Source organism: Bacillus cereus group sp. MYBK220-1, from assembly GCF_051916445.1.
In the GTDB taxonomy this organism is placed as follows: Bacteria; Bacillota; Bacilli; order Bacillales; family Bacillaceae_G; genus Bacillus_A; species Bacillus_A cereus.
The window spans coordinates 132,567-147,301 of the sequence record NZ_JBQAGQ010000007.1 but is presented as its reverse complement, the minus strand read 5'-3'; the positions used below and the strand labels follow the sequence as shown (position 1 = coordinate 147,301).

Sequence of the window (14,735 nt, the reverse complement as noted above, 5' to 3'; positions counted from 1 at the left end):
CAATCTTTTTCATTTCAATAGGCTCTGCCAGTATTCGTGCAAAAGGTTATAGGGACACGGCACATCACTATCAAGTTAAAAAATAAAGAGAAATTTTCATCCTTATTAATCAATCATGAAGAATAACCGGTTAATTATGAAAAATCACATTTAACAGCTGCCGTATCCCTTTTACTGTTTAGAAAGATCTATACAAATAAACTTAGTAATAAAGTAAACCCTAATCCGGCTACAGAAACGATAGTCTCAAGTAAAGTCCATGTTGCAAATGTTTCTTTCATGCTTAAACCAAAGTACTCTTTGAACATCCAGAAACCAGCATCGTTCACGTGTGAAGCAATTAAACTACCAGCCCCTGTTGCAAGGACAACTAAAGCAAGGTTAACATCAGATTGACCTAACATCGGAATCACTAAACCGACAGTTGTTAATGCAGCAACCGTAGCAGACCCCAATGAAATACGTAAGATGGCAGCGATAATCCATGCGAGCAAGATCGGTGATAATGAAGTTCCTTTGAATAATTCGGCTACATAGTTACCAACGCCGCCATCAATTAATACTTGTTTGAAAGCGCCGCCTCCACCAATAATTAAAAGCATCATCCCAATATTAGAGATTGCTGTTGTACAAGATTCCATCACGTTTTTGATTGGAATATTTCTTGCCAATCCCATTGTATAGATTGCAACCAGTAAGGATATCAACATGGCAGTATCCGCATTCCCAATAAACTCGATCGTTGCTAGTAAACTATTATCTTTGAATCCCATTGTTTTTTGCAGCAAAGTAATAATTGTAGCGACTGCCATTAAAAGAACAGGCAGTAAAGCGGTAAAAACACTGATTCCAAAGCCAGGAGTTTCTTCAAGTTTAAATACTTTCTGCTCACCTAAAGATTTGATATTACCGGTTTTTGTGAACGCATCAGGTACTAGTTTTTTTGCAAGTTTAGTAAATATAGGTCCAGCTAACACAACCGTTGGAACCGCTATCATAAAACCGTAAAGTAATACTTCACCGATGTTTGCATGCAATTCACCAGCGATAGCAGTTGGTCCTGGGTGTGGCGGTAAAAATCCGTGTGTTACAGATAAAGCTGCTGCCATCGAAATACCGAGATATAAGATAGAAACTTTTAATTCTCTTGAAATCGCAAATACAATCGGAATTAATAATACTAATCCTACTTCAAAAAATAATGCAATCCCGATAATAAATGAGGCAGTCACAACAGCCCATTGAATGTTCTTTTCACCAAATTTTTTCACAAGTGTCATGGCAATACGTTGTGCGCCCCCAGAATCTGAAAGCAACTTACCTAACATCGCACCAAGTCCAAAAACGAGTGCTAAATGACCAAGTGTTCCGCCTAATCCCGCTTCAATGGTTTTAAAAATTTTTTCTGGTGGCATTCCAAGTGCTAAAGCAACCCCGACCGATACAATGATTAATGAAATAAAGGTATTTAATTTAAAGCGCATAATCAGTAAAAGTAATGCTAAAATCCCAATTGCTACAATGACTAATGGCATCGTAGTTCCCCCCTAATCTTAGCTGTATTTGTATTTATCCCGGTATTCGCGGGAAGTAAGGCCCCCCACCTCGAGATTTAGATAGAAGCGAGGCGTGGGGGATTACTGATGAAAGTTTTACTTTATTAAATTTCTTTGATAATTTGCAATTCGTGTATAATCATCTTCTAGCGCCCTTGATAGGTTAATAAATATAGGCAGTAATTGTCTGTATTCTTTTGTTGCTTCTTCTTTCGGTGTATGTTTGTAGGTACTGCCAACCATTTCGGAAACGATTTCAAAAGAATCAATTTTTCCTGTGGCATAGAGACCTAATATACATGCACCTAGACAAGAGCTTTCGTAGCTCTTTGGAACAACGACTTCAGATGCGAAAATATCGGACATCATCTGTCGCCAAACGTCAGACCTTGCGAAGCCGCCTGTTGCTTGAATACGAGTTACAGGACCATCCATGCATTCGGTTAATGCTAAAAATACAGTGTATAAGTTATATATAACACCTTCTAAAGCTGCACGAATCATATGTTCCTTCTTATGTGACATCGTTAAACCGAAGAAGGAGCCACGTACATCTGGATTCCATAATGGTGCACGTTCCCCTGCGAGGTATGGATGGAATAATAATCCGTCTGCACCAGGTCTCACACGTTCAGCTATTTTAGTTAATACATCGTATGGATCAATTCCTAGTCTTTTCGCAGTTTCTACTTCTGATGAAGCAAGTTCATCACGAATCCAGCGAAGGACCATCCCTCCATTGTTTACCGGTCCACCAATTACCCAATGCTTTTCCGTTAAGGCATAACAAAATATTCTTCCTTTTTTATCTGTTTGTGGTTTATCAATGATGGTCCGAATAGCACCGCTTGTCCCAATTGTGACAGCAATCTCACCTTTTCGAATTGCATTCACACCTAGATTAGAAAGCACTCCATCACTGGCACCAATGACAAACGGTGTTTGTGAATCGATACCAATCTTTTGGGCTAAATCTGGATTGCAGTTGCTAAATGTTTGGGTGGTTGGTACGAGTTCAGATAATTGAGCTGGTGTTATACCAGCAATTTTTAAAGCTTCCTCATCCCAATCTATTGTTTTTAAGTTCATCATACCCATACACGATGCGATGGAATGATCAACAACATATTGATCAAAGAATTGTTTGAAGATATATTCTTTGATTCCAATATATTTTTTCGTTCTAATAGCAATTTCCGGATGATCATTCACAATCCATGTAATTTTACTTAATGGTGACATTGGGTGAATAGGTGTTCCTGTTCGTCTATAAACTTCATGGCCATTCAGTTCATCTTTGATTTTATGTGCCCATGCCTCACTACGATTATCTGCCCAAGTGATACAAGGTGTCAGCGGATGATCATTCTCATCCATAGCTATGACACTATGCATAGCACTGCTAAATGAAATAAACGATGGTTTTTTATCTGAATGCTGTTTCGTTATATTTGATATTGCTTGTAAAACAGCTTGGAAAATCTCTTCTGGATCTTGTTCCGCTGTGGATATATCCGGTGTGCGAAGTGGATAACCAATATTCTCGGTTTGGATGACTTCGCCTTTTTCAGTAAATAAAACTGCTTTCGTACTTGTTGTACCGATATCTATACCTAACATATAGCTACTCATGTCCTTGCTCTACTCCTTTAGATAACATTTGTTGTGACATCCAGAAATCTTCAACTTTCCCTTGAACATCATCAAAGTTTAGATGTAAGGCCTCAATCATGAGGGCTCGATCTTTTGATTCAATTGCTTTTATATAAAGCTCATGATTTTTAATAACCCGTTCAAAGTCTTCGTACTTTTCCTTGAAACGAGTACGCATTGATAAAAGGATTAAGCTTTCCATAACAGGCTTTAAATTATTCCAAATCATCAGGATGTAGGAATGCTCAATGGTTAGAATAATCGTTTCATGGAATAAAAGATCTTGATAAGAAAACTCATCAGAATCATGATATTTAATGGCGATTTTCATCATTTCCATTATTTTATTTAGTTCTCTTACTAAATCATTTGTGTCCATCTTTACAAGTCGCTCAAAGATAAACTTTTCTATAAGTAAACGAACATCGTATATTTCTTCGATTTCTTTCTCGGTTAAACCAATGACAACTGCGCCCATTCTTTCTAAGCGAATAATATTTTCAGAAGCTAGTACTTTTAATGCTTCACGAACAGGTGACCGACTTACAGAAAAATCGGCAGCTAATTTATTTTCCGACAGGATGGTACCGCTTTCAATCTCCCCTGCAATAATGCGCATTCTCAGTTCGCTCGCAACACGATCACCTGTAGAAGCTTTTGAAAGCCATTTTTCAGGATAAAGAAATTCCATTGATTTCGCCATAAATTCACCTCATGTTAATCAAGTATACTTGTATACAAGTATTATAACTCGTATTTTTAATTATGCAAGCGCTTTTATTGTTTACTTTGGTTCTTTTAGAGGAAAGCCCCATAATTATCAAGCTAACAAATCGAGTCGCCCCAAAAACTATTATTGTTGATGAAGAAGATTTAGGGAATGGAAGACTGAAGAATACGATATTCAAGGACTTGCATCAACATATTTACCACTCGGGTTTACAACTTTTTGAATCAAAGATATAGATGTTAAAAATGTAACAGTAACTAAATTTGAGCATTAAACACTTTTAAAAATTGAAATTGTATTGTAAAGTAATGATTTTACAAATAGAAGCAGTTTTATATAATTAAAGACAAGTAAAGAGAATTTAAATGATCCATAATAGAACAAGTAAAAATCAACAATTGTGCTGATTATTCTGATAATATTTCAACTTAAAGGTTATATAGCCATCATATAGCTATGACGTTTCACATTTTTAAGATTCAAATTATATTTGTAATTAATATTGTTAGGAGGTATTTAAATATGGAGAAAGTGTTAGCATTGTTTAGTGATGCCCTCCTACTTGCTGCTCCAATTTATGAAGAAAACAAGCAGTTATGGGCCAAATGGAATAAATATTATAAAGAAGTACAAGAGAATCACGATAAATTAGTAACATCAGCTAATATGTCCCCTTCCTTTTCGACGCTGGTTTCTTGGTTAGGTCAGAAACAAGAGCAAGGAATATCGTTGTTAAACATTTATGCCAATCTGAATAAATATAAAATTGAGATTCAAAATGTACTAGATAAGATCATTGAACAAGAATTCGGAGGAAAAGTTGAAGCAGTTGAACCAACTCAAATTTCAATTTTTGAAGATAGTCAGGTAACAGAACATATAGAAGATATATCTGATGATTACTATCCTGTAACCAATGACGCAATGTACTATCAATTACGTGATGGAATAGCAAAAAATCATTTTGAGGAAGATGAAGCAGTAGCAAAACCGGTACTGCCATTAGAAACAAAAAATTCAAGCGGAGTTGCACAACTATCTTCACATAAGGATGAGGATTTGAGATTAGTGAATACAAACGAAGCAGAAAGATGGTCTATATTAGTTGATGGAGTAATTAGTAATATGGATGATCTTACAGCAGACTGTTTGGATACCATTACAATACAATGGTTAAATCAAGCTAAATCTCCAGATGAATTCATAGATTTTAGTTATGAAAATGTGTTGGAATTATGTAATATGCCGAAAGCCTCAGCAAACGGTGTAGAGTATTATCGTGCAGAAGATAAGATAAAAGTAGCGCAACGTATTGCAGCGTTAGCAAGCATCTTTATTTATTTGAATGATGATAATGAAGTTGTAGTATTGAACGATCAAGCTGAAACTGGGGAAAAATTTGAAGTAAAACGTGAAGTAATCAAAAGGCTATTCGTGCTGGACTCTGTAGTGTTATGGAGAGATAAGAATACTAATGAATATATGGGGATAGAATCCTGTAAGATTAAACCAGGTAGTTTTTTATCGGGCTATTTGTATGGATCTAATAGCACAACTGCTTTATTATCCAAAAAAGCATTAGAGTATAATAGCTATAGACACAAGTTTCATAAACGTTTAATACGTTATTTATCCTGGCAGTGGCGAATCCGTCAACAATACAGTACTTTAAAAAGACCATACTCCATTGGTGGAGAAAAAGGTTTACTATCTGTAATGGGCATTACAACTACAAAGGGGCGCCCAACTCGAATTCGTGAACAACTAGAAAATGTTCTAAATGATTTAGAAAAAGAAAATGTAATTTCACATTGGGCGTATGCAGAGGAATTGGATGAAACAAAGATAGGAGAACGTAATTGGTTTAAGAATTACTATTCAAAATTAGGAATCATTATCTTACCACCACAAGAATTGATGAATAATATAGATAGCATGGTAAAGAAAAAAACAATAGGTATGCAAGAGAAACAGGAAGATCATTATATTGCAGAGACAGTAAAACAAACTCCTGAAGGAACAGAAGATGTGATACGAGAAAAAATTATGTATCAGCATATGCATCAAAATAAAACAATGCGTGAGATAGCAGATGAAATAGGTCTATCCCCTGCTACGCTATCAAGGTTCTGTAATAACAAAATGAAGCGTATTTCAAAAAGCGTTAATGAAAAACTAAACAAGTGGTATGAAAGACAAATGATTATAGAATCTATGTAAAAAGAAGCAGATACCTTTAAATGGAGAGGTAGCTGCTTCTTTTTAGTTGTTCATATTCTGCTGATGCTTTGAAATAAATTTAGACATATAGACAAAATCCTAAATTACGTATTGTCTTGTAGCTCCATGAATATCTATTCGTGCTATTGTGTTTATACACTAATCATTGGTAGTTTCCCGATTAATTCTCAATAACATCATGTAACCTCTCAGCAAACTCTTTATGTTGCACTGTGTTATAGCCCACATGGTTTCCGGGAAACTCTGCGAATTCTGTTTCGAGGTGTTCTGCTAAGTTGACTGCGCAATGGTAAGGAAAAGATTCTCGTGAATTACTTCCGACGGATGGAAGTACCTGTATCGATACAGGTTTTAATGGGGACTTTAATGCATCGATGTTTAAAGTATAGCTGAGAATTCCAGGGATTTCATACTCAGTGAAATAAGTCGAATTAACGAGTAGTCGCTCTGTTAACATATTCTTTGATGGTCCGGAATTACTTTCATCAATATTTGACAATAACTTCATGACCTCACTTTTATGATTTCTCTTAAGGTTTTCTATGAAATTTATAGCTTGCTTCAACTCATTTTCAGGTAAAAGTTGTAATAAAATCGGTTCGTGTGGGATTAGTAACTGTACCTGCTCAGGATGGCGTATGCACAAATCAAGTCCGATGACAGCACCGGAACTACTTCCGAATACATAAGCTGGTTCATTGGTCAGATTGGCTAGCAGCCGATGAGCGTCTTCGCTATGTGTGTGTACATGATAATCCTCAGTTTTATTGACGAGATTGCTACGGGAATGACCACGGCGATCGTAAGTAACAACGGTATACCATTTAGCAAGATGATCGGCGATATTATGGAACTTGTCGGCATCACCACCCCCACCATGGATCAAAAGAAGAATTGGACCTGAGCCACGCACCTCATAATAGATGCTCGCTCCAAGTACTTGCAGTGTTCCGTTTTTTACTATACTCATTTGTACATTCTTCCTTTCTTTTGTCATCTCTCTTAACATTACATGATTGGTGAATGATATAAAATGTAGGAAATAATTAAGAAACAAATTCACCATAAGAAAAAGCAATGAGCATCATTTCACCAGTACTTCCTTTTTATTCATTTAGAGTAGATAATTTTTTGATTGTTTTAATGGAGAGGTGATATTCATCAGCTATTTGATTAATCGTTCTACCGTTTAATAGAAGCATTTCTTTCATCGATTAGCTTTCTTGTTCCGGAACGTGTATCCCGTCTCTGATGAGAGGCTTTAGATTTAGGAATATATATTGTTTCTTATTGAACATACTTCTGAATTTCTGATATCAGCTTTTTAGGTAAAATCGCCGTCACTTTTAAATAGCTCTGCCTGCCCCATATCTGCCTGTATTAATCCATAAATGCGCTCGATTGCTCGGTGGATATCATGTGTACATTTGCACATAATAAGTTAGATAAACGTTAAAGTCAGGAGGGTTTGTATGCAACATAATAAAAAAGCTATAGAAAAGTCTAGTTCTATTATGAAACCAAATTTTGCAGAAACTGATGCGCAAAAAGTGAAACAACAAATTCAAAATGATGTAAGAGAAGGACAAGGAGCAATGACTTCCCGTGAAGCAGGTGCAATGCGGGATTAAGAAACCACTCCTTACTGTTATTTTATTTTTTAGTGAAATTTTAACCAGTAAGGAGCTATTCCTTAATCTGCTTTTGTTTCTTAAAAAGTCGTTTTTTACTTTGAAGTAACGTTTATTTCAATCAGAGATAATCTATTTCTCGTTTGACTTTTCCAAAAGAAAGTTTAAATTACTGTGATATAAACAATTCCAAAATTGTCTATTGTAGTCATTATCATTTATTAATATGTTAGTATCAAACTCCACTAATTTGTTCTTTAATTCATAAAAAGTGTTCATTAGATTATGACTTATGTAGTGTTCTTGCTCTAATAGTTGAATCCAACATTTTTTAAAATAATTGAAGCAGCAATACATTTTCTCTATAGAAGAATTAACAAAATATCTTTCTACTCTTTCCGTAATCTCATGTTCTAGCTCATATATTTCTCCTGTGGGCTGGTAGATAGTAATTAGATTACCTGAGTCTATATTGCTCCCAATAACAAGGTATGGTTTAAACTTCTCTAAACTCGCTAAAAACGTTTCTGTAAATTCTTTATCCAATATTGATAAAGAAAAATCATTTTGTTTTGTCCATTCCACTACATCTAAAAGAAAACCATTAGAATAGCTGTAAAATTCAATATTGAGACATTCAAATTCATTTTCTTTAATTTGATGAGTAAGTAAAAAATGCTTACCATCAATGGGTAAATTTAATTTTTCTATTTCCAATGTCCTTTCTCCCCCCTTATTATTTAATCCATGTTCTCCTTCAACACAAACTCAATTAAATTTTAGCATAAAGAAATAATCTCCTTAGTGAAAGTTACATATGAAATAATAAAAAGGTATGAGTTTACTGTAGCTGTGAAATAAAGTTTGATTAAAAATACCTCGCAATCCAAAGTTTTACGATAAATAAAAAGAATCGATTTTGAAAAAGATTAATCAAAATGGATTCTTCCCCAGCAGATTTAAGTTTGGTTTTTATAAAAAAGTTTGATCATTTCTACCTATGTTGTTCAACAATCGCGCCTGTTTGTGAAATTGGCAAAGGCAGTCTAATTATCGAATAGCCCTCTTCCTCTCAGATTTGCGGAAACAGGCTCCTTTCCTATTTCACGTGCCCATATAGATAACTGGCCAATATGGTGGATTTCGTGGACAATGACATGACGTATGATCTCTCCGTGTGTACATTCAATGACTCGGCGCCTGATTGGTGCGTCTCTAGAGCTAATCGGTTCTTCATTGAAATCAGTTTCTGAAAGTTTCCGAGAATCCATTTCATTTGTCCAAGATGTTACAAATGGCTTCACTTTCTCATGGTATTGAGCTGAAAGATTTTTCACTTTTTGTAAGCTAGCATAATCCTCAAACAATGGCTCCTCAGGCACTGGTGCACCTCGCAAACCTAAGATCCACATATATTCCACATCTACAATGTGAAATAGGGTATGTAGTATACTGCCGAACCCACCGACCCGTTTCTTTAATAGTTCTTCATCTGGTATGTCTTCGCACAATGTAAACCAATCATCACGAACTTGCCAGTTATATTGAAACAGTTTCAACATCACAACAACCTCTATCTTTTATAGATTTAATATTTAATTTTCACCAAAAGACTTCAAAATCCTTTTTTAAATAATAACTCTAAAAAACCTGTTAAAATCCTCCACAAACAGGCCCTTTAGTTGAGTAACTTTATTGCTACTCAACGGTTCCTTAATCCGCTTTTCAGCTCAGATCTTCTTTTTACTTTTCACTTTTCACTATAAAAACACCCCTTTAGATAAACAAATCCAAAGGGGCAAAACATCGCAACTTTTTTATAAACGTCGCGACTTTATTTAAAACATCGCGTCTTTTTTATAAACAGTTAATCTTTATTTCAAATCAATATTTACGACCCACACCTTTTTATCAGTAAGAATATTTGTTATATGCTTAGTGTATCAATCATGATCAATGTCACCTTCGATATATTGACTGAGTTTATCCTTAATTGCCGTACTTTCTGGAGTTACTTCTGCTACTTTACGATTGTGAAGACGAGAGCCTCCGTCCATTTCATCTAAAGGTAATATATTTTCATCATCTTGAGGAACAGTAGCAGCCATTTGTTGTAACCATTGCATTGTTAAGTTAGATGTTGTATTTTTACCATTGATTTCTGCAGTTCGTTGAATTTCTTGTTCCTGCTGATTATGAGTTACAGTCGATGTGTAAGCAGGCTCTCTATATTGTGGTGTATGCTTCGCCCTTGGCACTTCTATTGAGGTTTCAGTAATAACTGATGCTTTTTTGTTAATTTCAATAGGTTCTCTATGTTTACTTTTGTCTGGTATATTTTCTTTTTTAACATTGATTACTTCATTAATTTTTGCGGGTTCTGTTGTAGTAGAAGTAGCAATTGATGCCGTAGCGTTCGCCTTTTTTAGCTTAGGAGCGGAATTTCTTGAGTAATCTTGTACAGACTGATTATTTGTTAACTCACCTTCACTGTCAGTATCATCGTCATTATTATAAAAATCGTAAGTATCAGGGTTTAACGTTTGTAACCAACCTTCTATTGCAGTAGGTGCTGTTTTAGGTGTACTCAATTCCTCAATTACAGTTTCTTCACTATCAACATCTGTATCTGTGACATAATCATCATATTTAATTTCCGTATTCAATGACTCTTCACGAATTTTTAACCAATAAGCAGCTGCTTCTGCATCAACTTGAATCTTAGCTGTTTTAAACTCAGAGGCAGGAACAAAGTTAGCATTTACTTGTATCCCTCCTTGAGGAGCATTATCTTTTACAATTTTAGCGGCACACTGGAATGCTTTTTGAATTAAGATATCATTTTCAGAAAGAATGGGTACCTCTGTTTTCGAATAAGAGTAGGATGTTCTACGTGTACTTTGTGTTTTCGTTTCTGCTGTTACCATATCAATTTCTTGATCACCTTCACGTGCCTCATAAATTGTTTTCGTACCCATTAGCTTACTAAACAATTTAGCGTCTTCATTTGTAACATCACCATAAACAAGTTTATTACGAAATGTACCTAACAAAATATCCATGAATCTTGGGCCATGTTCAATTGCTAATTGACTAATGGTTTGTGCAATAACAATTAAAGGTGCTTTATATTTACGTGATTGAGCAGGAAAACTTTTAAATGCTTTATAAATGTAATCCGCAAACTCATCGACTAAAACCGGATGATAAGGAGATACGTTAGGCTTACGACGGAAAACAGCGTTCTGTACGGCATATAAACACAATTTACCGAATACATCAGATAAATCAGAAAGTTCTCCTTTCGCTGTATTGACTAACAGAATACCTCCAAATTCCAAATGCTTCCCAAAATCAAAATCCGATGGACCACATAAAACACGTCGGAGCAGAGGTTGAGCAGAAATATCATTTAATGTGTTTCGTAAACCGCGAACAAAGGTTTCTTGTTTATCAATTATCTTGGGTTGACCATAGTATTTCCCTTCAGTATGATAAACAACTTCCCCTCCCCTACGGCCACCAGAAATTTCAGGAATATAATTTAAATTAAACCATTCATCAACTTGTTTCATTATGCGGAAATGGTTTCGTTCATCCCTATCTGGAATGGATTCAATATCATTTGGAAGTCGTTCTTTTAATTTGAGATGCATCTCAAACACGAGATTAGCATCATTATACATATCAATTAAATGCTCAAACCTAGCTTCAAAATTAGAATCATGGAGTTTTAACAAATAAATATGTTGTTTAAGATGGGAACGCTCAGATTGAACGAAGAACGGATTTCCTGCTCCATTATCAGAGAGACCCGTTAATACTGAACATAACATCTCAGCAACTTTATCAACTGGACCACGTACAAAATTTATTGAAGGGGTATCAGGATTTGTTGGGTCTAAATAGAAAATAACACTTTCGGGAATCTTATGTGCTAATACCAATTTATATACTTTTTCGCAGAAGTCATTAGATGGCTCGATAACTGTAAGACCATTAACCTGCGTTCCTTTTACATCCTCTGAATGATAATCTTTTCTTGCATATAAAGTTTTAAAATTATTAATCATGGAAGCCATATAGTCAAGAATTTGATTGGCAATTGGCAAACCTAGTGCAGCTGATTTACCTGTACCAATGTTACCGATGATCATTATATTAAGCGTTAGAGACTTGCCCTGTATTACTGCCATTTCCCGTGTAGCACTGTTAGGGCCAAGAAAGATATCGGGTTCTGGCAATTTTGATGGATTTTTTTCAGTGAAAAATCTGTGTAATGAAGTAGCAAGTTTTCGTTGACGATCATCATTCAAAAAGGAAAGCATCCAACCAGGTATTTTAAATACGTATTCCCATTTTCCGAATTCATCTATAAGCTCTTTTTTATGTTCATAAAAAATCTTAAAGAGCCATAAGAGTACGAGAATAATAATAATTACAGGTATAGCAAATACAAGGTGCATGATATTACTAAAATTTGAAAGTATAGTATCCTCTAATCCTTTGTCATTTAGTGAAACCTCTCCAGCTTTCGAATGTAAGAATGGAATAAATATCTTAGCTAATGGAACACTAAACGCCCATAAGTACTGGGCAACTATACCAATTAACATCATCGAGAAAATAAACCATCGACGCTTTATCTCCTGATAGGTCTTAACTTTGGTTGATAGTTGCCAAGTATAAATTAAAATCCAAAAGCTAAAAAAGGTTTCAATGTAATAAGTAGTTTCAAACTGATTACCGAAGATACTTAAAGTAGGTAATGGAGCCCCCATTTGTATGGACCAGAAAGAAGCGTATTTATAAATTCCTCTAAAAGCAAAATACCAAGCTAGCAGAAGTAGTAATGTCACAACATAGTAAGATGAGCGGGCCGCTAAACGATATTTCCAGCTTTTTGTAATGTCGATTGTAACTGTATAGGAATTTTTTTTTCTCTTTCCGGCTTTTGGATCTTCCCCATTACCTGATGCATTATTGAGTTCAGCGTTCTTTTGAACTGCATTCTCCAAATTCTTGTTTCACCCTCTCTTTTAATGAATAAAAAGCAGCGGTGAAATTAAGCAATTCAACAGAAGTAGCCAATAATATATTCTCTGGTGCTATGGAATTGTGATACAGATCAGTAAAAATGGCTTGCTGCCCATGCTCTAATTCATCCGCTTCATATATCCCCAAAATCTTAATTGGGTTGAGTGTTCGGTGTTGATTTTGCATGGCCAACAATCCTGATAATTTCTGTAATTTAAAGTGTGTGTTAACCTCCCCTACCTTAAGTATTGTTAATATACATAATATTTCTAAGTAATCTAAAGATTTTTTTTCTTCATCAGTTGCTTTTTTTCGTAATACCAAAATGTCATCTATTAGCTCAAGTAGTTTAGAATGTTGAATCCCTTTCACTTGAATTTTATTTTTATTAGAAATCCACTCTACCGAATAAGGGAAAGAAGAATTTATGCTTAAACGTTCAGCAATTTTTTTGAGCAAATGACTTTTGTTTAAACTATTAATTTCGCGAATTTCTTGAAGAATATTATTTATTACAAGTGCAGATCCACCCATATTGCACACGTAAACATTTAGGTTATTCACTACACTTAAACGTGGTATATTGCTGAAAGCCTTTTTTAAATTTGTTACACGTGTAGTTCTTTTTTTGTAAGTAGAAATTGTGTGATAGGAATCATCGATTACTGAAAATAAAACGTAAAACTGTTTAGACGGATTAGAAGCAGCGATATCAAAATATTTTTTAAGTTTGTTTTCTAGAAATGGAATGTTTTCTGTTCCTGTATCAACTTCAATATTGATAATAGAATCATTACATGTAAGAACCCAATCAGGAATGATTAATGGGTCTCCCTTTGCGTCTGGATAAAACTCTTTAAATGGACGAAATGAATAAACGAGTTGAGGTAAATCTGGTTGGAAGGAAACGGGTTGAAGTTCTGGCTGAAACATTTCGCGATACTCTTCATCTTCGTATAAGAAGTAAACATCATTTGAATCGGAATACATTAGGTTGGGTAAATGTAAGTTTTGCTTCACAATTGAGTTTAATGGAAAAAGATAATCGCCATTACCACCTACAATTGCACCGGTATGTTCATTTTGGGATTCTGCTTCAAGTAAATTGAGCACAAATTGTGTAATAGCTATATTGTGTTCATATTGCCTTTTGGTAACAAACGAGGTGTTGCAGTCAGTAATTAATTTTAAACGATATAATATTTCTGCTCCCTTTGAAGCTATAGAAACGAAATCCAATGTAAAGCCACGTTTTTTTCTCACACTTATATTTTCTTTTTTTATTAATTTCATTTTTGCCCACTTAGTTAACTTGGATGAAAACGTAGTTCGACTTATAGGCCCCCCACTTATCAATTCATAAAATTTTCGTAATTGAATTTGAGATACTGTTCGTTGTTCATATAAAAATAAGACTGTAAAAATGTCAGAACGATTAAAATAAACTCCACGGTCATTCTCTCCGACGATATATTTAACGGCATGATCAAATGATTTTTTCAATTTAAAACACTCCCTTGATATGGAAATAATATACGGGAATCTGCATAAAATCGGTTGCGATTGTCATGAAATGAAAGTAATTAATGTTGGATAAATTAAGCAGTTCAGTACATAAAAATGATTAGTGTATATTTTAACGGAAATTTGCAAAAAAGTAACCCATTATCCCCTATAAAATCTCGGTTTAAAAACACATATTATTTCGTCAGGTGTGGGTAATTAAAATCAATGATATCAAGTGAGAATTTACTATTAGAGTTCGTCATTTGTACTTCGACATAGATAAAAGAACATATGACGAACTCTAATAATGAAAAAAGGGTTCGGCATATGTATCTCGTCATATATGTGTAGAGTAACAAAAATAAATAAAATGTACAGTGA

At 34.7% G+C, this 14,735-nt stretch carries 10 protein-coding genes and 1 pseudogene; 2 read left to right on the top strand and 9 right to left on the bottom strand.

The annotated features are described in order from the left end of the window. Positions 1 to 188 precede the first annotated feature (188 nt). The 3 genes from gntP to gntR all read right to left on the bottom strand — a co-directional run bounded on the left by gntP (position 189) and on the right by gntR (position 3,912). Positions 189 to 1,535, bottom strand: coding sequence for a gluconate permease GntP (gene gntP, locus ACTFRU_RS23690; RefSeq protein WP_440037910.1), 1,347 nt, complete (start codon positions 1,533 to 1,535; stop codon positions 189 to 191). 117 nt (positions 1,536 to 1,652) lie between these two features. Continuing rightward, entirely contained in the window at positions 1,653 to 3,188 is a 1,536-nt protein-coding gene (gntK, locus tag ACTFRU_RS23685) for a gluconokinase (protein WP_048538520.1), read from the bottom strand. Then, positions 3,181 to 3,912, bottom strand: coding sequence for a gluconate operon transcriptional repressor GntR (gene gntR / locus ACTFRU_RS23680; RefSeq protein ID WP_001130025.1), 732 nt, complete (start codon positions 3,910 to 3,912; stop codon positions 3,181 to 3,183). The genes gntK and gntR overlap by 8 nt, the downstream gene beginning before the upstream one ends. 549 nt (positions 3,913 to 4,461) lie before the next feature. On the opposite strand from gntR, the gene ACTFRU_RS23675 reads away from it, so the two are divergent. Next, complete coding sequence (locus tag ACTFRU_RS23675) at positions 4,462 to 6,159, top strand: helix-turn-helix domain-containing protein (protein WP_048538518.1); 1,698 nt, start codon at positions 4,462 to 4,464, stop codon at positions 6,157 to 6,159. A gap of 181 nt (positions 6,160 to 6,340) precedes the next feature. Here ACTFRU_RS23675 and ACTFRU_RS23670 read toward each other — a convergent pair whose 3' ends face one another. Together ACTFRU_RS23670 and ACTFRU_RS23665 are read right to left on the bottom strand one after the other, a co-directional pair. After that, on the bottom strand, positions 6,341 to 7,150 hold the full coding sequence (locus ACTFRU_RS23670; RefSeq protein WP_048538517.1) for an alpha/beta fold hydrolase: 810 nt from the start codon (positions 7,148 to 7,150) through the stop codon (positions 6,341 to 6,343). Between the two features lie 136 nt (positions 7,151 to 7,286). Beyond that, positions 7,287 to 7,551 (bottom strand): annotated as a pseudogene (locus tag ACTFRU_RS23665) (CD3324 family protein). 101 nt (positions 7,552 to 7,652) lie between these two features. Here ACTFRU_RS23665 and ACTFRU_RS23660 point away from each other — a divergent pair. Next, a complete protein-coding gene (locus tag ACTFRU_RS23660) occupies positions 7,653 to 7,811 on the top strand; it encodes a hypothetical protein (RefSeq protein WP_164876550.1) in 159 nt (52 codons plus the stop codon). 132 nt (positions 7,812 to 7,943) lie between these two features. Here ACTFRU_RS23660 and ACTFRU_RS23655 read toward each other — a convergent pair whose 3' ends face one another. The 4 genes from ACTFRU_RS23655 to ACTFRU_RS23640 all read right to left on the bottom strand — a co-directional run bounded on the left by ACTFRU_RS23655 (position 7,944) and on the right by ACTFRU_RS23640 (position 14,351). Next, positions 7,944 to 8,528, bottom strand: a complete 585-nt coding sequence (locus ACTFRU_RS23655) for a hypothetical protein (RefSeq protein WP_048538516.1) — start codon at positions 8,526 to 8,528, stop codon at positions 7,944 to 7,946. Between the two features lie 329 nt (positions 8,529 to 8,857). Then, a complete protein-coding gene (locus ACTFRU_RS23650; RefSeq protein ID WP_000915546.1) occupies positions 8,858 to 9,373 on the bottom strand; it encodes a DinB family protein in 516 nt (171 codons plus the stop codon). 381 nt (positions 9,374 to 9,754) lie between these two features. Next, the gene (locus ACTFRU_RS23645; RefSeq protein WP_048538515.1) at positions 9,755 to 12,829 is read right to left on the bottom strand and encodes a type IV secretory system conjugative DNA transfer family protein; all 3,075 of its coding nucleotides are present in this window, start codon (positions 12,827 to 12,829) and stop codon (positions 9,755 to 9,757) included. Further along, the gene (locus ACTFRU_RS23640) at positions 12,801 to 14,351 is read right to left on the bottom strand and encodes a replication-relaxation family protein (RefSeq protein ID WP_406904447.1); all 1,551 of its coding nucleotides are present in this window, start codon (positions 14,349 to 14,351) and stop codon (positions 12,801 to 12,803) included. Before ACTFRU_RS23640 ends, ACTFRU_RS23645 begins: the two co-directional genes overlap by 29 nt. Positions 14,352 to 14,735: the final 384 nt, after the last annotated feature.